The organism is Roseateles sp., assembly GCF_019237615.1.
Lineage (GTDB): Bacteria > Pseudomonadota > Gammaproteobacteria > Burkholderiales > Burkholderiaceae_C > Pelomonas.
On the sequence record NZ_JAFAGT010000027.1, the window covers coordinates 1 to 20,709 of the forward strand.

The window sequence follows — 20,709 nt, forward strand, 5'->3', positions numbered from 1 at the left end:
AGAGCCGCATCACCGACGCCGACTTCGCCCAGGAAACCGCCAACCTCAGCCGCGCCCAGATCCTGCAGCAGGCCGGCACCGCCATGATCGCCCAGGCCAACCAGCTGCCCTCGCAGGTCCTGTCGCTGCTGCGCGCCTGACCCCCCGCCCACCGTCGCTCGCGCCACGCGGCAGCCGCAAAGGCTGCCGCGTGGCGTTTTTGATTGGGCGTGGTTTGCCCTCTTGATCGGGCTTTTGGCGACAGGGGGGCCTCGCAGAATTCGCTCCACACAGAGTCTGGCTACCCGCTACGCAGGCTCGCCGACCTGACTCTAGGAGTGAGTGATGCCGCAGACCATCAACACAAATCTTCAGTCGCTGAACGCCCAGCGCAACCTGAACGCATCGCAGTCGTCACTGGCCATCTCGATGCAGCGGCTGTCCTCCGGCCTGCGCGTCAACTCCGCCAAGGACGATGCCGCCGGCCTGGCCATTGCCGAGCGCATGAACGCCCAGGTGCGCGGCTCCAACGTCGCCATCCGCAACGCCAACGACGGCATCTCGCTGGCCCAGGTGGCCGACGGCGCACTCTCCAAGGTGACCGACTCGCTGCAGCGCATGCGTGAGCTGGCCGTGCAGGCCCGCAACGCCACCAACACCAGCGCGGACCGCGACTCGCTCGACCAGGAATTCGGCGAACTGGCCAAGGAAATCCAGCGCGTGCTGGGCGGCACCACCTTCAACGGCCAGGCCATCCTGGCCGATGCGGCCGGCACCCAGACCTTCCAGGTCGGCGCCAACACCACCACCAACGACCGCATCGACGTCGGCACGACCAACATGGCGTCGGATCCGACGCTGGTGGCCGTCTCGGGCACCGACAACACCGGCACCGGCCGCGCCATCATCGGCAGCGCGGCGCTGGGCACCGCCATCGACGCCGTGATCGGGAGCATCGACTCGGCCATCACCACCATCAGCAGCCAGCGCGCCGTGCTGGGCGCGGCCCAGAACCGCTTCGACGCGGTCATCTCCAACCTGCAAGTAGCCGTGGAAAACCAGAGCGCCGCGCGCAGCCGCATCATGGACGCCGATTTCGCGGCGGAAACCGCCAACCTCAGCCGGGCCCAGATCTTGCAACAGGCCGGCACGGCGATGGTCGCCCAGGCCAACCAGTTGCCCCAGCAGGTGCTGTCGCTGCTGAAGGGCTAAGGCCCCGGCAGGGTCGGCACCAGATCCGGCCTTCGCCAACAATTTCACACCTGGGGCCTAAAGTTCCTCAAAATCCGGCCGAAGTCCCTGTGGGCTCTCGGCCTTTTTACATTTGTCAGGTCAGCCATGGCAACCATCTCATCAACCGGAATTGGCAGCGGCATCGACGTCGATTCGCTGATCGGCAAGCTGATGTCGTTGCAACAGCAGCCGATCAAGGACATCACGACCAAGAGCAGCGGCCTGCAAACCCAGCTGTCAGTCTACGGCCAGGTGAAGAGCGCGCTATCCACGCTGCGCGACGCCGCCGCCAAGCTGACAAGTCCTGCCACCTGGTACAGCGTGAAGGCGACGTCGTCCGACACCACGGCGGTGACCGTCGCGTCCTCCGGCACGCCCGCCACCGGCAGCCTGAGCGTGGAGGTGAAGCAGCTTGCGTCGGCGCAGTCCATCGCCATGGCCAGCAGCGCGGCCAACACCAGCGCCACCGTCGGCCAGGGCACGCTGACCATACAGCTGGGCACCTGGGCCACGGACGCCAACAACAACCCCACCGGCTTCACCGCCAAGTCCGGCAGCTCGGCCGTGGACGTCACCATCGATGCCGGCGACAAGCTCACCGACATCCGCGACAAGATCAATGCCGCCAATGCCGGCGTGACGGCTTCCATCATCCAGGACGCCAGTGGCGCGCGCCTGACGATCACGTCCAAGAACAGCGGCGAGAGCAACGGCTTTCGCATCCAGGCCGCACCCGGCCCGGACGACACAGGTGGCCTGGCCCAGCTGGCCTACGACCCCATAGGCCAGTCCAGCGGCATGACGCTGGCGCTGCGGGCCGTCAACGCCCGCGCGCTCGTCAACGGCCTGCCAGTCAGCTCCGAGACCAACGCGCTGAACAACACCATAGACGGGCTCAACATCCTGCTGCTCAAGGTCACCCCGCCGGTCACCCTGAGCATCGCCTCCGACACCGACGCCATCCGCAAGGCCATCACCGACTTCACAGCCGCCTACAACGCCATCAACGCGATGCTGCGCACGCAGACCAAGTACGACGACAGCACCAAGACGGCCGGTCCGCTGCAGGGCGACTCCACAGCCATTTCGCTGGTTTCACAACTGCGCAGCATCGTCGGAGGCAACACGACGCTGGCCGGCACCCTGACGCGCATGGCCGACCTGGGCCTGGACCCAGGCAAGGACGGCAGCCTGGGCGCCGGTGGCACCAAGCTCGACAACGCGCTGAACAGCAAGATGAGCGATCTGAAGACCTTCTTCATGGGCGTGGACAAGAACGACAGCGCCAACAACGGATTCGCCACCAAGCTGCGCAGCTTCGTCGACACAGTGCTGGGCTCCGACGGCAGCCTCTCCAGTCGCAGCAAGGGCATCCAGAGCCAGATCGATCGCAACAACAAGCGCATCAACGAACTCAGCGATCGCAACGACTCGATGGAGAAGCGGCTGCGCGCGCAGTACTCCGCGCTCGACTCGACGATGAGCAAGTACAACGGGCTCAGCACCTACCTCTCCCAGCAGCTGTCCATGCTGAACAAGCAGAGCGGCGGCTGACGACGGGGCGGTCCCGTCCACTGCTTCAGCGGCGGCTTCCCATCCGGGACCGCCGCTTTTCCTTTGCGGCCGGCAATACGGCACGGGGCGAGGGCCCCAAGGGGGCAATTCGCGGTTTTACAGGGCTCAAGTCCGCGCCGCTGGCGCCGAAAAGACAGTCAACACGACGCCATCCGCCCCCATGTACGGCCCAACCCAATCCCCCTTCGCCGCCCGCGGCGCCAGCGCCTACTCCAAGGTCGGCCTGGAAACCGATGTGCTGGGAGCCAACCCGCACCGCCTGGTCGCGCTGCTGTTCGACGGCGCCAACGACGCCATGGGCCAGGCCATCCAAGCCATCCGCAACCGCGACGTCGAGCTCAAGACCCGCAGCCTGCAGCGTGCGTTGCGCATCTTCGACGAGGGCCTGCGGGCCGCGCTGGACCCCAAGGGCGGTCAGGTGGCCGCCGACCTGCGCGACCTCTACGCCTACATCTGCACCCGGCTGACCCAGGCCAACCTGCGCAACGACATCGCCGCCCTCGAGGAATGCCGGCAATTGCTCGCCCCCGTGCGCGAAGCCTGGCAGGGCATTGCCACCTCGCCGGCCGCCGCACCGGTCGCCTCTGCGCACGCCGCCTGAGCCCCATGAGCCCGCAATCTCTCCCGTCCGCCATGAACGCCGACCTGCTGAACTATTACGAGGCCATCGAGAAGGCGAGTGCCGACATGCTGGCGGCTGCCCGCACCGGCAACTGGGACGAAGTCGTCAAGCTCGAGGGCGCCTGCGTGCTGCTGATCTCCCAGCTCAAGGCCGCGGCCACCCACAGCCAACTCGCCGGCGGCGAGACGCAGCTGAAGACACGCATCATGCAGCGCATCCTGCTGAACGACGCCGAGATCCGCCACCTCGCCGAGCCCTGGCTGGAGGATCTCGACCATGTGCTGCAGGGCAAAAGCCGCCTGGTTCACTGAGAGACGCGCGCCAGGCGACTACCATCGCGGGCATGACCGCCCCCGAAGCCACTCCCGAGGAACTGCGAGTCGCCTCCTCGGCCGAAATCACGGCCTATCTGCAGCAACTGCAGCGTGAAGGCGCCGACCTGATGCTCGCCGGCCCGCAGGGCCAGAGCCTGTCCAGCCGCATCGTCGCCCTGGACGCCGACGCCGACCTGATCGGCCTGGAAATCGGCGCCGACCCCGAGGGCATCAGCCAGGCCCTGGTGGCGCAAGGCGAGATCACCGCCATCGCTTACGTCAGTACCATCAAGCTGCAGTTCGAAGTCGAGGCCTCCGTCCTTGTCAGCGGCGAGCAGGGCGCCGTGCTGCGCGGCACGCTGCCGACGCGGCTCTACCGCTTCCAGCGCCGCCAATCCTTCCGCGTGCAGCCCGCCGGCAGCGCCTATCCGCGCGTCATCGTGCCGGACGGCGCCGAACATGGCCGCGCGCTGCGCGTGCTCGACATCAGCGTCGGCGGCCTGGCGCTGGCCCTGCCGCCCGACTTCACAGCCCTGGCGCCCGGCCACGCCGCCGAAGGCCTGACGCTGGAGCTGGACCGCATCAGTGCGCTGCGCATCACGCTGCTGCCCCACCATGCCAGCCCCATCAGCGGCGACGCCAGCGGCATGCTGCAGCTGGGCTGCGCCTTCGTGGAGCTCGACGCCCATGCCGCGCGCTCACTGCAGGTCTACGTGGACCAGACGCAGAAGCGCCGCCGCCTGCTGAAGCTGGATCCATGAGCGCCACGTTGGCGCGGCGGCCCGGCTGCCGCGGCTTCACGTTGCTCGAGGCGATCTTCGTGCTGGCCGTGCTGGCCATCATCCTGTCGGCCGCCGTGCCAAGTTATGCCAGCTACCTGGCGCGCCAGCGCCTGCGCCATGTGGCCGAGCTGCTGGAGATGGACCTGCGCCGCGCGCGCGCCCTCAGCGTCGACGAAGGGCGCAACGTCTACGTCAGCTTCGGCAGCGGCCCCCAATGGTGCTGGGGCGCCAGCCGCGTCGCGCCCTGCGACTGCACCACCGGTGCGCCGCGCTGCGAGCTCGGCGGCGTCACCTACCGCGAGCACAAGGGCATGCTGCTGCAGTCGGGCCAGAGCGTCACCTTCCAGGCAGGCATGGGCCGGGCGCTGGACTGGACGCGCATCGGCATCTCCAACGACCGCAACCAGCAGCTGCGCATCGACCTGAACCCGCTGGGCCGGCCGCAGATCTGCGGCAACGACTCGCGCCGCAACGACGCCTGCTGAGCCCGGCGGCCCATGTCCCGCGCCGCCGGCGGCGCTAGACCTGCATGTTCATGATCTCGGAGTAGGCGGACACCAGCCGGTTGCGCACCTGAAGCGTCGCCTGGAAGCCGATCTGGGCCTTCTGCATGGCGACCATGGTCTCCTCCAGGCTGACGGTCGGGTTGTCCAGCTGCACCTCGCGCTGGAGCCGGGCCACCTCGTGCTGCTGGGCGCTGACGCCCTTGAGCGCCTGCGTCATCGCGTCGCCGAAGCTGGCGCCCGGGGTGGCCGCCGGCCTGGACGCCAGCGGCGTGCCATTGACCGCCAGGCCTGCGCGGGCGGCGGCCTGGGCGAAGTCGAAGGGGCGCAGCTTCATGTCCATGGGACAGGACTGTGGCAGCAAGTCGCGCGCACGAAGCGCGGAGATACGCTGCCCACGTCGGCCACTTCGGCGCTTTCTTGAGGGGGCAGGCACGAATAATTTGCGCCATCGGTCGACCTCCGACCTCCCCTGCCGTCTCGCCCTCGATGGACAACGCCCTCAGCGCCCCCGCAGCCGCCGCCCCGGCGATGATCGCCCCGGTCGACACGGCGCCGCCCAACTTCGTGCAGAGACTGGGCGGCCTCCCGCTGCGCAGCAAGCTGACCATGGGCGCCGGCCTGGCGGCCCTGGCCGGCGCGGTGCTGGCCATCACGCTCTGGTCCACCCAGGGCGACTACCGGCCGCTGTTCAGCGGCCTGTCCGACAAGGACGGCGGCGCCGTCATCGGCCAGCTGTCAGCCATGCAGGTGCCCTACAAGCACGAGGCCGGCGGCACCATCCTCGTGCCGGCCAGCCAGGTCTACGAGCTGCGCATGAAGCTGGCCGCCCAGGGCCTGCCCAAGGGCGGCACCGGCAACGCGGTGGGCTTCGAGCTGCTGGACAAATCCTCCATCGGCCAGACCCAGTTCAACGAGCGCCTGAACTTCCAGCGCGCGCTGGAGGGCGAGCTGACGCGCACCATCACCGCCATGTCCGACGTGGCCGACGCCCGCGTGCACCTGGCCATGCCGCAGCAGAACGGCTTCTTCCGCGAACAGCAAAAACCCAGCGCCTCCGTCATGCTGACGCTGCGCGGCGGCCGCACGCTGGACCGCGCGCAGATCGCCGGCATCGTCCACCTCGTCTCCAGCAGCGTGCCCGAGCTCAACCCCAAGGCCGTCAGCGTGCTGGACCAGACCGGCGCCCTGCTCTCCCAGACCGGCGCCGACCCTGCCACCGGCCTGGACGGCCAGCAGTTGCAGTACAAGCAGCAGATCGAGGCCAGCTACAACAAGCGCATCTTCGAGCTGCTGGAGCCTGTCGTCGGTCGCGACAACCTGCGCTCCACCGTCACCGCAGACGTGGACTTCTCGCAGACCGAGGCCACCGCCGAGGAATACCGCCCCAACCAGGGCCCCAATGCCCAGGCCACGGTACGCTCCAGCCAGAACAGCGAGAGCAACAACGCGAACGCCGCCCAGCCCACAGGCGTGCCCGGCGCCGCCACCAACCAGCCGCCCGTGCCGGCCACTGCGCCCATCAACGGCGCCAGCGCGCCGCTGCAGGCCGCCCAAGGAGCGGCCGGCAGCAACAACAGCCGCCGCGAGCAGGTCACCAACTACGAGGTCGACAAGACCGTGCGCGTGACGCGCGGCGCCGTGGGCAACGTGAAAAGGCTGAATGCGGCCATCGTCGTCAACCACCGTGCCGTGACCGACGCCAAGGGCAAGACCAGTCAGCAGCCGGTGCCGGCGGAGGAGGTCACGCGCCTGACCGAGCTGGTCAAGGAGGCCATGGGCTTCAACGCCGAACGGGGCGACTCCGTGAAGGTCATCAGCGCCCCCTTCATCGTCGACAAGACCGAGCCCGCCGAACTGCCGTTCTGGAAGCAACCCTGGCTGCTGGACATCGCCCGCAGCGCCATCGTCCCGCTGGCCTTCGTCGCCATCGCGCTGATCGCCGTCTTCGGCATGATCCGCCCCGCCATCAAGGCCGCCACCACGCCGCCGCCGGCCGAGGACAAGCCGGAGACGGTGGATGAGGTCGTCGACGACGCCGAGCTGCTGCCGGGCGCCGACGGCATGCCCAGGCTGGAAGCGCCGCTGCATAACGACAAACTCGACCGCGCCCGCGCCATGGCCCGCGAGAATCCGGTCGCGGTCGCGAATATCGTGCGCGATTGGATGGACGGCCAGGCGGCCTGAGAATGACGCATCATGGACGATAAGGGCACCGAGAGCGCTGCAATCCTGCTGATGTCGCTGGGCGAAGAGGAAGCCAGCGAGGTCTTCAAGCACCTGACACCCAAGGAGGTTCAGGCGCTGGGCGAGACCATTGCCAAGCTCAAGGTCATCAAGCGCGCCCAGGTCGAGGAGGTGCTGGACAAGTTCGACCAGGTGGCCGACACCCACAGCACCCTCGTCACAGACACCGACGAGTACGTGCGCGCCGTGCTGCGCAAGGCGCTGGGCGAGGACAAGGCCAACCTGCTGCTGGAGCGCATCCTGCAGGGCGGCGACGTGTCGTCCATCGAAAGCCTGAAGTGGATGGACGCCAGCTCGGTGGCCGAGCTGCTGCGCAACGAGCACCCGCAGATCATTGCGGCCATCCTGTCCCACCTGGACTACGAACAGACCAGCTCCGTGCTCAAGCTCTTCCCCGAGCGCGGCCGCAACGAGGTGCTGATCCGCATCGCCACGCTGGACGGCATCCAGCCCACCGCGCTGAAGGACCTCAACGAGGTCATGAGCCAGATCCTGGCCGGCGGCGAGCGCATGAAGAAGAGCTCGCTGGGCGGCGCCAAGACGGCTGCCGAGATCATCAACATGATGGGCTCCAGCGTCGAGGCCTCGGTGCTGGACTACATCCGCGAGGCCGATGCCGACCTGGCGCAGCGCATCATGGACAACATGTTCACCTTCGACGACCTGAACAAGATCGACGACCGTGGCATCCAGGCCATGCTCAAGGAAGTGCAGAGCGAGAGCCTCATCGTCGCCCTCAAGGGCGCCAGCGTCGACCTGCGCGAGAAGATCTTCCGCAACATGTCCACCCGCGCGGCCGAATCCCTGCGCGAGGACCTCGAAAGCCGCGGCCCGGTGCGGCTGTCCGAGGTCGAGGCCGAGCAGAAGGAAATGCTCAAGATCGTGCGCCGACTCGTCGACGAGGGACAGATCGCGCTCGCCGGCGGCGGCGACGACCAGTTTGTATGACCGCCCACACCCGCTTCGCCGGCCCCCTCAGGGGGCGTTGCCAGTGGCCTGGCAGCGCCAGTTGCACGGCAGCCGCATGATGACATGCGGCGCTGATGCGCGCATGAAGTAAAGCGCCAAGGACTCATGGCAACGAGACAACCGCCCCGGCAAGTACCGCCACCCGAACGCCGCGAGGGCGAACGCCGCGGCAGCTACGCACGCTTCATCCCGGGCGAGGAGGTCCAGGGCGCCAAGGCCTGGAACCTGGACAACCTGGGCAACTCCGCGCCCTCGCCCTTCGCGCCCCTGCGCACGGCCGCCCAGCCGCCCGCGCCCGCCGCAGCGGCGCCGATGGAGCCCCCGCCCCCGCCCGAGCCCAGTCCGCACGAGCAGCTGCACGCCGCCCGCCAGGGCGGCTACCAGGACGGCTACCGTGACGGCATGGCCGCGCTGGATGCCTTCAAGCAGAGCTTCGCCCAGCAGATGAGCCGGCAGATCGGTGCGCTGGTGAACGGCTTCGACGCCGAAATGCGCGGGCTGGAGGACGAGATGGCCGCGGCAGTGGCCCGCATCTCCGTCGAACTGGCCCGCCAGGTCGTGCGCGCCGAGCTGGCGCAGCGCCCCGAGCTGATCGTCCGCGTCGCCCACGACGCCGTCGAGGCCTTGCAGCTGTCGGCCCGGCATGTGCGCGTGCGCGTCCACCCCGACGACTTCCCCCTCGTCCAGGAAGGCGCCGGCCAGGAGCTGCAGGCCCGCGAGGCCCAGCTCATCCCCGACGCCGAGGTGGCGCGCGGCGGCGTCAAGGTCGATGCCGACATCGCCAGCGTCGATGCAACGATCGCGACCCGCTGGCAGCAGGCCATGGCCAGCATGGGCCAGCAGTCCATCTGGCAGGACCGCCGGCAGGACGAAGAATGAGCACGCCGCGCGCGGACCGCTGGCAGCGCTATCTGGCGGACCTGGAGACGCTGGCCGGCAACGCCGCGCCGCTGGAATCCCACGGCAAGCTGGTGCGCGTGGCCGGCCTGGTGCTGGAGGCCACCGGCATCAAGGTGCCGCTGGGCTCGGTCTGCCGCATCCAGATGCCCAGCAGCGGCAACAACCCGCGGCGCGGCGCGGCGCCGGTGAACGCCGAGGTCGTCGGCTTCTCGGGCGACCGCGCCTACCTGATGCCCACCGACGAGGTGCAGGGCCTGTCCAGCGGCGCCACCGTCGTGCCACGCCACCTGCCGCCGCTGGCACCCCAGCTGGGCCAGCCCCTGCACCCCTGGCGCCGCGGCGAGGACCGCGGCCTGCACCTGCCCATGGGCGACGGCCTGCTGGGCCGCGTCGTCGACCCGCATGGCCATCCGCTGGACCGCGGCGGCGAGCTGGCCAACATCCATAACGAACCCATGGTGCGCCGCCCCATCAACGCGATGGACCGCGACCCGGTGCGCACGCCGCTGGACACCGGCGTGCGCGCCATCAACGCGCTGCTGACCGTGGGGCGCGGCCAGCGCCTGGGCCTGTTCGCCGGGACCGGCGTCGGCAAGTCGGTGCTGCTGGGCATGATGGCTCGCTATACCCAGGCCGACGTCATCGTCGTGGGCCTGATCGGCGAGCGCGGCCGCGAGGTCAAGGAGTTCATCGAGGACATCCTCGGCGAGGAAGGCCTGCGCCGCAGCGTCGTCGTCGCCGCGCCAGCCGACGCGCCGCCACTGATGCGCATGCAGGGCGCGCATTACGCGACGGCCATCGCGGAGTTCTTCCGCGACCAGGGCCGCCATGTGCTGCTGCTGATGGATTCGCTGACCCGCTACGCCATGGCGCAGCGTGAAATTGCTCTCGCCATCGGTGAGCCGCCCGCCACCAAGGGCTACCCGCCCAGCTGCTTCGCCAAGCTGCCCCAGCTGGTCGAGCGCAGCGGCAACGGCCTGGCCGGCGAAGGCTCCATCACCGCCTTCTACACGGTGCTGACCGAAGGGGACGACCCGCAGGACCCCATCGCCGACGCGGCGCGCGGCATCCTGGACGGCCATATCGTTCTGTCGCGCGAGCTGGCCGAGGCCGGCCATTACCCGGCCATCGACATCGAGCGCTCCGTTTCCCGGGTGATGACGAGTGTTGCACCCCAAAACCAGGTCGATTCCGCGCGTCGCTTCCGCCAACTTCTGGCGAAATACAACAAGGCCCGCGACCTGATCCAGCTCGGCGCCTACGCCCCGGGCGCGGACCTCGAGCTGGATCTGGCCGTGCGCCTGCATGCCGACATGACGCGGCTGCTGCAGCAGGACATGCACAGCCCGGCACTTCTTCACGCCAGCGTCAGCCAGTTGCAGGCCGTGGTCCAGGGCGCCTAAACCTTGTGGCGGCGCCTGCCGATAACGTTTTTGTGCCGGACCGCCGATCCGTCGCCGCGCTGGAGTTTTGAATGAGTGCACCCGCCAACGACACCCTGGGCCTGCTGCTGGAACGCGCGGAGGGCGAGCGCGATGCCGCCGCCCAGGCCTTGCATGCCGCCAGCGCCCAGGCCCAGGCCGCGCGCGCCCAGCATGGCGAGCTGGCCGGCTACCGCCAGGACTACCAGCAGCGCTGGACGCAGAGCTTCGCCCAGGCCACGACGATGAGCATCGTCGGCTGCTACCGCAGCTTCGGCCAGCGGCTGGACCAGGCGGTGGACACCCAGGGACATGTCGCCCAGCACGCCGACCAGCGCGAGGGCCGCGCCCGCGAGGCGCTGTGCCAGGCCGAGTTGCGCGTCGCCTCGCTGCGCCAGTTGATCGCCCGCCGCCAGGCCGAGGCCGACAAGCTCGCGCAGCGCCGCGAACAGCGTGCCAGCGACGAATTCGCCGCCCGCGCCCACCTACGCCGCACGGCCCACGCCTGAGGAGGTACCGCCCATGCTCGGCAGCGCCCAATCCGTCACGCCCAAGCCAGCCGCCATGCCGCCGGCCGCCCCACCCACCCAGCCCGGCACGGCTGGCGGCCCCAGCTTCGCCCACTTCCTGAACGACCGGCCCGACCCGCAGCCGGCCCACACCGACCCGGCGCCCAGCGCCCCCGATGCGTCCAGGGACGCCGCGGCCGCGGCAAACGCAGCGCAGGCGCGCCGCAAGGAGGCCAATGCTGCGCCGCCCAAGCCCGCGCCGGGCCAGGGTCGCACGCCGGAGGCGGCCGCCCAGGCCAAGCCTGCCGAGGCAGCCAAGGCCAATGACGCCGACGACGAGGTCGCCGACGCGACGGACGACACCGATGCCCAGACCTCGGGACTGAACGAGTTCACGCAACTCATCGGCCTGACCCCGCCGGCGCAGCAGGCCTTGCAGGCCCACGCCCAGGCCGCGGCGACGGCCCCATCCGACGCCGCCGCCGACACCCGGCACAGCGTCAAGGGCGCCCACGCCGGCCACCCGGTCGCCACGGCCGACGCAGCTGGCGACGACGAGCCCGCGCGCGACGCCGGCACCGCAACGCCGGCCGAACGCCGCCCTGCCGCGCGCACCGCCGACGCGCCGCGGGCCAAGGGCGTAGAACTGCCCGCCGCCGACAAGACCGCGGCCGCGCGCGGCGCCCATGGCGACGCCCTGCAGGCCGCCACCACCGCGCCCAATGCCGCCGGCCCGCGGGCCGTGGCGGCGCCCGACGCCCAGCCCACCGCCTTTGCCGCCCTGCTGGCCCAGTCCCAGCCCGCGGGCGTCGCAGCGCCCGGCACGACGCCCGTGAGCGCCGGAGCCCGGGTGCACGCCGCACTGCAGAGCAGCGCCTTCGCGCCCGAGCTGGGTGCCCGCGTCAGCCTGCTGGCCGTGGACGGCGTGCAGCAGGCCGAGCTGCAACTGAACCCGGCGGACATGGGCCCGGTGGCCGTGCAAATCGTTGTCGACGGCGCCCAGGCCCAGGTGTCCTTCCATGCCGCCCAGGCCGAGACGCGCCAGGCCTTGCAGCAGAGCCTGCCCGAGCTGGCCGCCGCGCTGCAGGGCCAGGGCCTGACGCTGGCGGGCGGCGGCGTGTTCCAGCAGGCCTCGCAGGACGGCAGGCATGGCGAAGCGCAGGCCGACGGCCCCGAGGGCAGCGGCTCCCGCACCGCCGGCAGCGGAGGCGGTGCGGACGGCGGCACCGCCGTGGCACCGCCCGCACGCCGCGTCGTTGGTCTGCTCGATACATTTGCCTGACGCTGAAGTGGAAATAGCCACGCCCGACCGCAGCTAATCGGCGCTTGCCTGGCAGGTGACGCGTCAATAATCGGGCAAATTGGTGCCCATGGCCTGCAGTGGCTGGCCTGGGCGACGGACGTCTCAAGGAGTTCTCATGGCGACTGCGCCGGCTGCCGAAACCGCCGCGCCCACCGGGGGCGGCAGCAAGAAGCTGATCATCATCCTGGCCGGCGTGCTCGTGCTGGTGCTGCTAGGTGGCGGTGCGGCGCTGATGCTGCTGAAGAAAAAGCCCGCTGCCGACGAGAGCCAGGATGGCGAGGCCGTCGAGGCGCCCGTCAAGGCCAAGGCCCGTGCCAAGTCCGACCACCCGCCGACCTTCGTGCCGCTGGACCCTTTCACGGTCAACCTTGCCGACAAGGACGTGGACCGCTTCGCCCAGGTCGGTGTGACGCTGGAAGTCGAGGACCCGAAGTTCGCCGACCAGGTCAAGGCCTACATGCCCGCCATCCGCAGCAACGTGCTGATGGTGCTGTCGCACAAGACGGCCGCCGAGCTGCTGACCCGCGAGGGCAAGGAGCAACTGGCCAAGGAAATCATGCGCGAGTCGGTGCGCCCCATGGGCATCGAGCTGGACGATGAGGACGAAGCCACCGACGACACAGCGAAGAAGAAAAAGAAGAAGCGCAAGGCCGCGGTGGAAAGCCCCGTGACGCAGGTCTTGTTCTCCAACTTCATCGTCCAGTGACATGTTGACCCCCAGCAACTCCGTTGCCCTGCCCCAGTCCTTTGAGGCCATGGGGCTGCAGCCCTCGCCTTGGGGCGGCCCGGCTGCATGCTCCGGAGAGCTCGCATGAATCAGCAGATCCTTTCCCAGGACGAAGTCGATGCGCTGCTGCAGGGCATCACCGGCGAGAGCCAGAAGCTCGAGCAGGAGGAGGAGCAGGTCGGTGGCATACGCGAGTACAACCTCGCGAGCCAGGAGCGGATCGTCCGTGGGCGCATGCCCACGATGGAGATCATCAACGAACGCTTCGCGCGCAACATCCGCGTCGGGCTGTTCAACTTCATCCGCAAGAGCCCCGAGGTCGCCATCGGCGGCATCAAGGTGCAGAAGTACAGCGCCTTCCTGCGCGAGATCGTCGTCCCGACCAACTTCAACATCGTGTCGGTGAAGCCGCTACGCGGCAGCGGACTGATCGTCTGCGACCCGACGCTGGTGTTCGCCGTCATCGATTCCCTGTTCGGCGGCATCGGCAAATTCCACGCCCGCATCGAAGGCCGCGACTTCTCGCCCACCGAGCAGCGCGTCATCACCCGCATCGTCGAGGTCATCACGACCGAGTACGCCAAAGCCTGGAAAGGCGTCTACCCACTGGAGCTGGAGTACCAGCGGTCGGAGATGCAGCCGCAGTTCGCCAACATCGCCACGCCCAGCGAGATCGTCGTGTCGACCTCGTTCACGCTGGAGATCGGCGAGACCAGCGGCACCATCTACTTCTGCATCCCCTACTCGACGCTTGAGCCCATCCGCGACGTGCTGTACTCGACGACGGTGGGCGACTCCTCCGAGCCCGACCGGCGCTGGATCAACCTGCTGAAGACGCAGATCCAGGCCGCCGAGGTGGAGCTCATCGCCGAGCTGGGCACGGCGCCGGCTACCGTCGAGCAGTTGCTGGCCTTCAAGCCCGGCGATTTCATCGAGTTGGACCTGGACCCCGTCATCCAGACCAAGGTGGACGGCGTGCCCGTCTTCGATTGCCACTACGGCACGTCCAACGGCCGTTACGCCCTCAAGATCGACAAGATGCTGACCGGCTCGCAGGAGAGCTGGTTGGGAGCCAAACATGAGCCCTGATTCCCCCAGCCCAGAAGAACAGGACGCGATGGCGGCCGAATGGGCCGCGGCCCTGGCCGAGGCCTCGCCCACCCCTGCCGCCAGCACCGAGGTGGTCGCCGAGGTCGCGCCCGAGCAGGTGTCCACGCCCAGCTTCGCGAACTTCACGCCCACGACGGGCAACGGCCCCGCGGGCGACATCAACATGATCCTGGACATCCCCGTCCAGCTCACCGTGGAACTGGGTCGCACGCGCATCCCGATCAAGAACATCCTGCAGTTGGCCCAGGGCTCGGTCGTGGAGCTGGACGCGTTGGCCGGCGAGCCCATGGACGTGCTGGTCAACGGTTACCTGATCGCCCAGGGTGAGGTGGTGGTCGTGAACGACAAGTTCGGCATCCGCCTGACCGACATCGTGACGCCTTCCGAGCGCATGCGCCGCCTCAGCAAGGCCGCCTGAACGCCCGCTGCCGGCCGCGCCCTGCCCGCAGCGCCGGCGGTCCCTGGACAACCGCGGGTTTGTCTCGGCAATTGGGGCCTTCGACGGCGCCATTCCGTCCGCAGAATGCCGAGGCATGAATGCCCCCGGTCTGCTCCCCTTCCTCTGGTTCCTCGTCATCATTGCGCTGATCCCGGTCGCGCTGTGGCTGCTCAAGCGCTCGCCCTACGGCCGCGCGCTGGGCGGCGCGGCCGCGGCCAGCGTGCTGCGCGTCGTGACCCAGCTGTCCACGGCGCCCAACCAGCGCCTGCTGGTCGTCGAGGTCGGCCAGGGCGAGGACCGCCGCTGGCTGGTGCTGGGCGCCACCGCCCAGAGCATCACGACGCTGCACGTCATGCCGCCGCAGGCCGAGCCGCCCGCGCCGACCAGCTTCGCCAAGCTGCTGGGCAAGGAGCGCGGCGATGCGGCCTAAGGTCCTGCTGGCCCTGGGCCTGCTGGCCGGCGGCGGCGCGGTCGCGCAGGGCCAGACGCCGCCGGCCACGCTGCCGCTGCTGATCGGCCAGGGTGCCGGCGGCAGCTATTCCGTGCCCATCCAGACGCTGCTGTTCTTCACGGCCCTGGGCTTCCTGCCCGCGGTGCTGCTGATGATGACGGCCTTCACGCGCATCGTCATCGTGCTGAGCCTGATGCGCCAGGCGCTGGGCACGCAGGCGGCGCCGCCCAACCAGGTCATCGTGGGCCTGTCGCTGTTCCTGACCTTCTTCGTCATGAGCCCGACGCTGGACAAGGTCTACGCCGAGGCCTGGCAGCCCTATGGCGCCGGGCAGATCCAGTTCGACGAGGCGCTCAAGCGCGCCGAGGTGCCCATGCGCGGCTTCATGCTCAAGCAGACCCGCCAGGCCGACGTGGCGCTGTTCTCGCGCCTGGCCAAGCTCGACAGCGGCATCAAGCCCGAGGACGTGCCCTTCAAGGTGCTGGTGCCGGCCTTCGTGACCAGCGAGCTGAAGAGCGCCTTCCAGATCGCCTTCCTGGTCTTCATCCCCTTCCTCGTCATCGACATGATCGTCGGCAGCGTGCTGATGAGCCTAGGCATGATGATGCTGTCGCCCGTGCTCGTCGCCCTGCCCTTCAAGCTGATGCTGTTCGTGCTGGCTGACGGCTGGAACCTGCTGCTCGGCTCCCTGGCCGCCTCCTTCGCGACCTGACGAACTTGCGGGACAGACCGATCGAGCGCAGCGAGTAGCTCTGTCCTCAACTGACTAAAGACCATGGACGCTCAACAGGTTTTCACCTTCGGCCAGCAAGGCCTCTACATGCTGATGCTGGTGGCCTCGCCCATCCTCATCGTCGTGCTGCTCGTCGGCGTCTTCATCAGCGTCATCCAGGCGGCGACGCAGATCAACGAGGCGACGCTGTCCTTCGTGCCCAAGGTCATCGCGGCAGTGCTGACGCTGGCCGTCGCCGGGCCGTGGATGATGACGACGCTGGTGGAGTACATCCAGCGGACGCTGCAGGCCATCCCTTCCATGGTCGGCTAGATGTTCTCGGTCACCGAGGCCCAGTTGCTGGCGTGGCTGAGCCCGCTGCTCTGGCCCTTCATCCGCACGCTGGCCCTGTTCGCCGGCATGCCCACCTTCAGCCAGCGCAGCGTGCCGCTGCGCCTGCGCATCGGCCTGGCGCTGTTCATCGCCGTCGCGGCCCAGCCCTCGCTGCCCGAGATCCCGGCCGCACCGCTGGACTCGCTGCCGGCGCTGACGCTGCTGATCGCCCAGCAGTTGCTGATCGGCCTGTCCATGGGCTTCGCGGTGCGCATCGTCTACGCCGCGCTGGAGTTCGCCGGCGAGATCATCGGCCTGCAGATGGGCCTGAACTTCGCCGGCTTCTTCGACCCCGGCACCGGCGCCCAGGGCACGGCCAGCGCGCGCTTCTTCGGCAGCATGGTGGCCTTCCTGTTCATCGCGATCAACGGCCACCTGCTGCTGATCAACGCGCTGGTGCAGAGCTTCCACGCCTTCCCGGTGGGCGACGAGCCCTTTGCCTTCCTACGCGTCGCCTCGCCCCAGCGCTGGGGGGCCGAGATCTTCAGCATCGGCCTGTGGATCGCGCTGCCGCTGATCACGATGCTGCTGTTCGTCAACCTCGTGCTCGGCGTGATCTCGCGCGTCGCGCCGCAGATCAGCGTGTTCTCCGTCGGCTTCCCGCTGACGGTCAGCGTGGGCCTGATCGGCATGGTGGCCACGCTGCCGCTGATGCAGACGCCGTTCACCGTGGCGTTGGAGCGCTTGCTCGCGGCGTTCAGCTAGCCCCGCCCTTCCTGGTTGCGCGTCAAGGGTCTTCTGCTTCGCAGCGAAACCAGATCTTCATGCGGGCCGCATGAATAGCTGCAACCGTTGCAGAGCGAAAGTTCAAGCAGGCGGCACATCCGCCACAAGGCACACGAACTGGGCCGGAAGTTGGTAGCCCGCTTCGCCGCGCCAAGCATCGATGGCATCGAGGTAGTTCGCGCGCACTCGCGCCCGCGAGTCGTCGTCGAAGCGGGACCAAGCCAGCGCCGCCGGGCCGGCGATGAACATCGCGTCGCACGCGGCGTCGGCGTCGTGATAGGTGAGCGAGTGGGCCAGGGTCTGCTGCCACCGCACGTGCAGCCCCGCATCGCGGCACGCGTTCGCCATCGCGCCCTTGACGCCGAATCGAAAGAACAGCGGGCAGACCTCGCTCTGCACCTCCGCATCGATGATCGAAAAGACGGGCGCCCAAGCGCAGTTGCGTCGTTCGCCCCAGACGGCCAACCCGAGGCGGCCGCCGGGGCGCAGTACGCGCCGCATCTGCACGAGCGCCCGCTCGGGATCGGGCAGGTACATCAGGCCGAAGCAGCAGGTGACGATGTCGAACGCGGCGTCCGGCAGAGTCAGCGACTGCGCGTCTATGCGCTCGAAGCAAGTATTGCGCAGGCCGGCCGCGGCGGCACGCGCGTTCGCTTCGTCGACCATCGCCTGCGAAAGGTCGACGCCGACGACTTGGCCGGCAGTTCCGACCGCGGCGGCCAGCTCGCAAGCGAGGCCGCCCGTGCCGCAGGCGATGTCCAGCACGCGCTCGCCCGGCCTCAATTGCAGGCGATCGACCAGCAGGCGATGCGCGCTTGACAGCGACCGCTGCCACGACGCGTCGTAACGCGCGGCCGCGCGATCCCAGCCGTATCGCTGCAAGCGCAGTTGCAGGCGTGCGTCCATCGTCAGGCACGTGTCGCGACGATCTCGAGGTAGGCGCCGGGCACCATCAACGCGTGCGGGCCGCCGGTGTTCATCTCTTCGAGCAGCACGACGAGATCGCGCTCCAGCGCCGCGCGGCCGTCCTCCGGCAGCGCGGCGAAGGCCTTGTGCACCGGGCCGTACCACCGGCGGAAGACCTCGACGAAGTGGGCCGCTGAGCGATAGCGGAAGTTGAAGTGGCGCCGCTCGATGGCAATCGCACTCGCGCCCGGCCCCAGCAGCTCGCGCAGCTTGGCCTCGTCACCCCAGTTCGATGGCGGCAGCGCGCCTGCTGGCGGTGGCAGGTGGTGGCCCATGATCTTGAACAGCCGGCCGATGAAGCCGTCGGGCGTCCAGTTCGCGAGGCCGATGCGGCCGCCGCGACGGCACACGCGCAGGAGTTCGGCGGCGGCCTTGGCATGGTCGGGCGCGAACATCACGCCGAAGGTCGAGACGACCGCGTCGAAGGTACCGTCGCCGAACGGCAGGGCCTCGGCATCGGCCACGCGCATCGTCGCGACCAGACGCTCGGCGGCCAGGCGTTCAGCGCCGCGATCGAGTAACGCGGCCACGTAGTCGGTGGAAGTGACCTGCGCGCCCCGCCGCGCAGCGGCCAACGTGGCGTTGCCGTTGCCCGCCGCCACGTCGAGCACGCGCTGATCCCAGCCGATGTCGCAGGCTTCTGCAAGCTGTTCACCGACCAATTGCAACGTGGTGCCGATGACGGCGTAGTCGCCGCTGGCCCAGGCGGCTTGCTGGCGAGTCTTGAGGGCGTCGATATCGAGCGGTGCGTTCATGGGGATCTCCGCGGTTGTTCGGTACCGGCAGTGGATCGCGCCGGATGCGTCGGCGTCCCGCCTGATCGTCCGGGTGATTTGTCCCAGCGTCCGGATCTCGTCGCGGCGCCGCCGCCGCGCGGACACGCGCCGCACAATGGCTTCAACGACGGCAGGAGTTGGCGATGAGCATGCAGGCGGTGGCCGACGCGTTGGCGCGTCTCGAAAGGGTCTTGCGGCGGCGGCCGGAGACGGGCCTGTCGGCTGACGCGCCGGCGCAGGCGCAATGGAGCGGGCCCGAGACACCGCTGCGCGTCGTCTGCCGGCATCCCAACGGCCGCGAGGTCTGCACCGACCTGCCTCCCGAACTGGGCGGAGGTGGCGGCCAGGTGACGCCCGGCTGGCTCTATCGGGCCGGACTCGCCACCTGCGCGGCAACCTCGATCGCGTTGCTCGCCGCGGCCGAGGGCGTCACACTGGAGACGCTGCAGGTCGAGGCCGCGAGCCAGTCCGATGCGTGCGGTCTCATCGGGCTGGAGGACGAGGGCGGTCGCGTGGTGAGCCCAGTGCCCACCGACCAACGACTGGTCATCGCGATCAGCGCTCGCGACGCGACACCCGCGCAACTGCGCTCGCTGGTGGACCGCGCGCTGCAGCGCTCGCCGATCCCGCTGGCGGTGCGGGCGAACGGACTGGCAGTGCAAGTGGACGCCGCATGATGGACGCGCTCTCGCAGACCCTGCGCGTCGTCCACCTCGTCGGCTCGATGTTCATGCACGCGCGCTTCACCGCGCCGTGGTGCTACCAATCGCCGCGTGCCGACCTGGCGGCGCCCCTGCTCGAGCCGCAGGCCGAGCGCTTGGTCATCTTCCACCTCATCACCGAGGGGGAATGTTTCGTCGAGATGCCCGGCGAGCCGGCGGTCCGGCTGGTGGCTGGCGACGTCGTGCTGTTTCCGCATGGAGATCCGCACCTTATGACGTCGGAGCCGGGACTGCCGCCGGCCAGCGGTGGCGCGCCGCTTGCGGAAGTGCTGGCGCGACGCCCTCGCATACTGAGCTTCGGCGGAGGCGGGGCATCGACCAAGCTGGTATGCGGCTATCTCGCGTGCGACGACCGCCTGGCGCGCCTGCTGCTGAGCGGCCTGCCGAGGCTGCTGCGTGTCAATGTGCGCGGCTCGCCCGCGGGGCTGTGGCTCGAAGCGTCGGTGCGCTACGCGCTGGCTGAAGTGCGTTCACCGCGACCCGGTGGCGCCGGCGTGCTCGCGAAACTGGCCGAGGTGCTGTTCATCGAAGTGTTGCGGCTGGCCATGCAGGACACCTCGCGGCCCGCGGCGGGTTGGTTGGCCGGCGTCGGCGATCGTGTCGTTGGCGCGGCGCTGTCAGCGATGCACGAACGGCCATCGCACCCTTGGACGCTCGACGAGCTGGCGCGCACCGTCCACAGCTCGCGCTCGGTGCTGGCGCAGCGCTTCCAGGAACTCGTGGGGCAGTCGCCAATGCATTACCTCACGCAGTGGCGCATGCTGCTGGCCGGCAACTTGCTCCGACGCAGCAGCGTCCCGCTATCCCAAGTGGCGGAGGAAGTGGGCTATCTGACCGATGCGGCATTCAGCCGCGCTTTCAGGCGCGAGTTCGGCTTGCCGCCTGCGGCGTGGCGAAAAAGTCGATCGACCGAGCCTCGCATCGAGGCCGGGTGACCGGCTGCTTTGCAGCGAGCTCGGTCAGTCGGCGCCGGCCGACGTGCCCACGCTGCCCGGCGCATTCCAGTCATCGAGGGCGCGAACCTAGTCGCCGCTTTAACGGCAGGTTAGCGAACTGGAGCCGCCATTCCCCGATCGGTCATGCGCTCGTTCGGGCAGACCACGATCGAGTGGCCGCTCGCCATGCCCGCGAGCTCACGTTGTCGACCCTGAGCCGTCATAGACGTCACGGCATTGGGCGCCCAAAAGATGCTATGTAGGACGGCTCAGGTTTCCCCTTGAGCTACAAACGAATTCCAGTTCTCTGTTGTCAAGGAGTATGGAAATGACCAAGTCCTCAGCAGTCCTACAAGTCAAGGATACGACTCGGAGTACAGCCCTGTACATGAGCT

General features: G+C 69.0%; 25 protein-coding genes. 22 read left to right on the top strand and 3 right to left on the bottom strand.

All coding sequences use genetic code 11. From position 1 onward, the window contains the following. The 7 genes from JOY88_RS04820 to JOY88_RS04850 form a co-directional block, all read left to right on the top strand. The coding region (locus JOY88_RS04820) for a flagellin (RefSeq protein WP_293500850.1) at positions 1-140 on the top strand (140 nt) is incomplete at its 5' end. Positions 141-324: 184 nt separating this feature from the next. Then, on the top strand, positions 325-1,191 hold the full coding sequence (locus tag JOY88_RS04825; protein WP_293500817.1) for a flagellin domain-containing protein: 867 nt from the start codon (positions 325-327) through the stop codon (positions 1,189-1,191). A gap of 126 nt (positions 1,192-1,317) precedes the next feature. Beyond that, complete coding sequence (gene fliD, locus JOY88_RS04830) at positions 1,318-2,766, top strand: flagellar filament capping protein FliD (protein ID WP_293500819.1); 1,449 nt, start codon at positions 1,318-1,320, stop codon at positions 2,764-2,766. Between the two features lie 181 nt (positions 2,767-2,947). Beyond that, positions 2,948-3,388: a flagellar export chaperone FliS gene (fliS, locus tag JOY88_RS04835; protein WP_293500821.1), complete on the top strand. Its 441-nt coding sequence runs from the start codon at positions 2,948-2,950 to the stop codon at positions 3,386-3,388. Between the two features lie 32 nt (positions 3,389-3,420). Next, positions 3,421-3,720 carry a flagellar protein FliT gene (gene fliT / locus JOY88_RS04840; RefSeq protein WP_293500823.1) on the top strand — a complete coding sequence of 100 codons (300 nt, stop codon included), beginning with the start codon at positions 3,421-3,423 and terminating at the stop codon, positions 3,718-3,720. Positions 3,721-3,752: 32 nt separating this feature from the next. Beyond that, on the top strand, positions 3,753-4,484 hold the full coding sequence (locus JOY88_RS04845) for a flagellar brake protein (RefSeq protein WP_293500825.1): 732 nt from the start codon (positions 3,753-3,755) through the stop codon (positions 4,482-4,484). Next, positions 4,481-4,990 (top strand): pilus assembly FimT family protein, encoded by a 510-nt coding sequence (locus tag JOY88_RS04850; RefSeq protein WP_293500826.1) that lies wholly within the window; start codon positions 4,481-4,483, stop codon positions 4,988-4,990. Before JOY88_RS04845 ends, JOY88_RS04850 begins: the two co-directional genes overlap by 4 nt. 34 nt (positions 4,991-5,024) lie before the next feature. Here the strand turns inward: JOY88_RS04850 and fliE are convergent, their stop codons facing one another. Continuing rightward, a complete protein-coding gene (gene fliE, locus JOY88_RS04855; RefSeq protein WP_293500827.1) occupies positions 5,025-5,351 on the bottom strand; it encodes a flagellar hook-basal body complex protein FliE in 327 nt (108 codons plus the stop codon). 146 nt (positions 5,352-5,497) lie between these two features. Between fliE and fliF the strand changes: the two genes are divergently transcribed. From fliF to fliR, 13 genes are all read left to right on the top strand, one after another. Further along, complete coding sequence (gene fliF / locus JOY88_RS04860) at positions 5,498-7,195, top strand: flagellar basal-body MS-ring/collar protein FliF (protein WP_293500828.1); 1,698 nt, start codon at positions 5,498-5,500, stop codon at positions 7,193-7,195. 12 nt (positions 7,196-7,207) lie between these two features. Continuing rightward, positions 7,208-8,203, top strand: a complete 996-nt coding sequence (fliG, locus tag JOY88_RS04865; protein WP_293500829.1) for a flagellar motor switch protein FliG — start codon at positions 7,208-7,210, stop codon at positions 8,201-8,203. A 126-nt stretch (positions 8,204-8,329) separates the two neighbouring features. After that, complete coding sequence (locus tag JOY88_RS04870) at positions 8,330-9,103, top strand: FliH/SctL family protein (protein ID WP_293500831.1); 774 nt, start codon at positions 8,330-8,332, stop codon at positions 9,101-9,103. Further along, positions 9,100-10,527 (top strand): flagellar protein export ATPase FliI, encoded by a 1,428-nt coding sequence (fliI, locus tag JOY88_RS04875; protein WP_293500832.1) that lies wholly within the window; start codon positions 9,100-9,102, stop codon positions 10,525-10,527. Before JOY88_RS04870 ends, fliI begins: the two co-directional genes overlap by 4 nt. Positions 10,528-10,598: 71 nt before the next feature. Beyond that, positions 10,599-11,054 (top strand): flagellar export protein FliJ, encoded by a 456-nt coding sequence (gene fliJ, locus JOY88_RS04880; RefSeq protein ID WP_293500834.1) that lies wholly within the window; start codon positions 10,599-10,601, stop codon positions 11,052-11,054. A gap of 13 nt (positions 11,055-11,067) precedes the next feature. Next, positions 11,068-12,336 (top strand): flagellar hook-length control protein FliK, encoded by a 1,269-nt coding sequence (locus JOY88_RS04885; RefSeq protein ID WP_293500835.1) that lies wholly within the window; start codon positions 11,068-11,070, stop codon positions 12,334-12,336. A gap of 136 nt (positions 12,337-12,472) precedes the next feature. Further along, positions 12,473-13,063 (top strand): flagellar basal body-associated FliL family protein, encoded by a 591-nt coding sequence (locus tag JOY88_RS04890; protein WP_293500836.1) that lies wholly within the window; start codon positions 12,473-12,475, stop codon positions 13,061-13,063. Between the two features lie 105 nt (positions 13,064-13,168). After that, on the top strand, positions 13,169-14,173 hold the full coding sequence (fliM, locus tag JOY88_RS04895) for a flagellar motor switch protein FliM (protein ID WP_293500838.1): 1,005 nt from the start codon (positions 13,169-13,171) through the stop codon (positions 14,171-14,173). After that, on the top strand, positions 14,163-14,612 hold the full coding sequence (gene fliN, locus JOY88_RS04900) for a flagellar motor switch protein FliN (protein WP_293500839.1): 450 nt from the start codon (positions 14,163-14,165) through the stop codon (positions 14,610-14,612). Before fliM ends, fliN begins: the two co-directional genes overlap by 11 nt. Positions 14,613-14,727: 115 nt before the next feature. After that, positions 14,728-15,063, top strand: a complete 336-nt coding sequence (locus JOY88_RS04905; RefSeq protein ID WP_293500840.1) for a FliO/MopB family protein — start codon at positions 14,728-14,730, stop codon at positions 15,061-15,063. After that, the gene (gene fliP / locus JOY88_RS04910; RefSeq protein ID WP_293500841.1) at positions 15,053-15,796 is read left to right on the top strand and encodes a flagellar type III secretion system pore protein FliP; all 744 of its coding nucleotides are present in this window, start codon (positions 15,053-15,055) and stop codon (positions 15,794-15,796) included. The genes JOY88_RS04905 and fliP overlap by 11 nt, the downstream gene beginning before the upstream one ends. Before the next feature lie 63 nt (positions 15,797-15,859). Then, positions 15,860-16,129, top strand: coding sequence for a flagellar biosynthesis protein FliQ (gene fliQ / locus JOY88_RS04915; protein WP_293500842.1), 270 nt, complete (start codon positions 15,860-15,862; stop codon positions 16,127-16,129). Beyond that, the gene (fliR, locus tag JOY88_RS04920) at positions 16,130-16,894 is read left to right on the top strand and encodes a flagellar biosynthetic protein FliR (RefSeq protein WP_293500843.1); all 765 of its coding nucleotides are present in this window, start codon (positions 16,130-16,132) and stop codon (positions 16,892-16,894) included. It abuts the gene before it with no gap. Between the two features lie 102 nt (positions 16,895-16,996). Here fliR and JOY88_RS04925 read toward each other — a convergent pair whose 3' ends face one another. Together JOY88_RS04925 and JOY88_RS04930 are read right to left on the bottom strand one after the other, a co-directional pair. Beyond that, the gene (locus JOY88_RS04925) at positions 16,997-17,821 is read right to left on the bottom strand and encodes a class I SAM-dependent methyltransferase (RefSeq protein ID WP_293500844.1); all 825 of its coding nucleotides are present in this window, start codon (positions 17,819-17,821) and stop codon (positions 16,997-16,999) included. A gap of 2 nt (positions 17,822-17,823) precedes the next feature. Beyond that, positions 17,824-18,636 carry a class I SAM-dependent methyltransferase gene (locus JOY88_RS04930; protein ID WP_293500852.1) on the bottom strand — a complete coding sequence of 271 codons (813 nt, stop codon included), beginning with the start codon at positions 18,634-18,636 and terminating at the stop codon, positions 17,824-17,826. 164 nt (positions 18,637-18,800) lie between these two features. On the opposite strand from JOY88_RS04930, the gene JOY88_RS04935 reads away from it, so the two are divergent. Continuing rightward, a complete protein-coding gene (locus JOY88_RS04935; RefSeq protein WP_293500846.1) occupies positions 18,801-19,334 on the top strand; it encodes an OsmC family protein in 534 nt (177 codons plus the stop codon). After that, entirely contained in the window at positions 19,331-20,314 is a 984-nt protein-coding gene (locus JOY88_RS04940; RefSeq protein ID WP_293500848.1) for an AraC family transcriptional regulator, read from the top strand. The genes JOY88_RS04935 and JOY88_RS04940 overlap by 4 nt, the downstream gene beginning before the upstream one ends. The last annotated feature ends 395 nt before the right edge of the window (positions 20,315-20,709 follow it).

Excerpts from the sequence above, each read along its gene's own strand:
- fliE (WP_293500827.1), bottom strand. The coding sequence starts at position 5,351 with ATGGACATGAAGCTGCGCCCCTTCGACTTCGCCCAGGCCGCCGCCCGC.
- fliJ (WP_293500834.1), top strand. The coding sequence starts at position 10,599 with ATGAGTGCACCCGCCAACGACACCCTGGGCCTGCTGCTGGAACGCGCG.
- JOY88_RS04930 (WP_293500852.1), bottom strand. The coding sequence starts at position 18,636 with ATGAACGCACCGCTCGATATCGACGCCCTCAAGACTCGCCAGCAAGCC.
- fliI (WP_293500832.1), top strand. The coding sequence starts at position 9,100 with ATGAGCACGCCGCGCGCGGACCGCTGGCAGCGCTATCTGGCGGACCTG.
- JOY88_RS04905 (WP_293500840.1), top strand. The coding sequence starts at position 14,728 with ATGAATGCCCCCGGTCTGCTCCCCTTCCTCTGGTTCCTCGTCATCATT.
- fliQ (WP_293500842.1), top strand. The coding sequence starts at position 15,860 with ATGGACGCTCAACAGGTTTTCACCTTCGGCCAGCAAGGCCTCTACATG.
- fliP (WP_293500841.1), top strand. The coding sequence starts at position 15,053 with ATGCGGCCTAAGGTCCTGCTGGCCCTGGGCCTGCTGGCCGGCGGCGGC.
- fliR (WP_293500843.1), top strand. The coding sequence starts at position 16,130 with ATGTTCTCGGTCACCGAGGCCCAGTTGCTGGCGTGGCTGAGCCCGCTG.
- JOY88_RS04935 (WP_293500846.1), top strand. The coding sequence starts at position 18,801 with ATGAGCATGCAGGCGGTGGCCGACGCGTTGGCGCGTCTCGAAAGGGTC.
- fliD (WP_293500819.1), top strand. The coding sequence starts at position 1,318 with ATGGCAACCATCTCATCAACCGGAATTGGCAGCGGCATCGACGTCGAT.
- fliT (WP_293500823.1), top strand. The coding sequence starts at position 3,421 with ATGAACGCCGACCTGCTGAACTATTACGAGGCCATCGAGAAGGCGAGT.
- fliM (WP_293500838.1), top strand. The coding sequence starts at position 13,169 with ATGAATCAGCAGATCCTTTCCCAGGACGAAGTCGATGCGCTGCTGCAG.
- JOY88_RS04885 (WP_293500835.1), top strand. The coding sequence starts at position 11,068 with ATGCTCGGCAGCGCCCAATCCGTCACGCCCAAGCCAGCCGCCATGCCG.
- fliG (WP_293500829.1), top strand. The coding sequence starts at position 7,208 with ATGGACGATAAGGGCACCGAGAGCGCTGCAATCCTGCTGATGTCGCTG.
- JOY88_RS04870 (WP_293500831.1), top strand. The coding sequence starts at position 8,330 with ATGGCAACGAGACAACCGCCCCGGCAAGTACCGCCACCCGAACGCCGC.
- JOY88_RS04940 (WP_293500848.1), top strand. The coding sequence starts at position 19,331 with ATGATGGACGCGCTCTCGCAGACCCTGCGCGTCGTCCACCTCGTCGGC.
- fliN (WP_293500839.1), top strand. The coding sequence starts at position 14,163 with ATGAGCCCTGATTCCCCCAGCCCAGAAGAACAGGACGCGATGGCGGCC.
- JOY88_RS04925 (WP_293500844.1), bottom strand. The coding sequence starts at position 17,821 with ATGGACGCACGCCTGCAACTGCGCTTGCAGCGATACGGCTGGGATCGC.
- JOY88_RS04890 (WP_293500836.1), top strand. The coding sequence starts at position 12,473 with ATGGCGACTGCGCCGGCTGCCGAAACCGCCGCGCCCACCGGGGGCGGC.
- fliS (WP_293500821.1), top strand. The coding sequence starts at position 2,948 with ATGTACGGCCCAACCCAATCCCCCTTCGCCGCCCGCGGCGCCAGCGCC.
- fliF (WP_293500828.1), top strand. The coding sequence starts at position 5,498 with ATGGACAACGCCCTCAGCGCCCCCGCAGCCGCCGCCCCGGCGATGATC.
- JOY88_RS04850 (WP_293500826.1), top strand. The coding sequence starts at position 4,481 with ATGAGCGCCACGTTGGCGCGGCGGCCCGGCTGCCGCGGCTTCACGTTG.
- JOY88_RS04845 (WP_293500825.1), top strand. The coding sequence starts at position 3,753 with ATGACCGCCCCCGAAGCCACTCCCGAGGAACTGCGAGTCGCCTCCTCG.
- JOY88_RS04825 (WP_293500817.1), top strand. The coding sequence starts at position 325 with ATGCCGCAGACCATCAACACAAATCTTCAGTCGCTGAACGCCCAGCGC.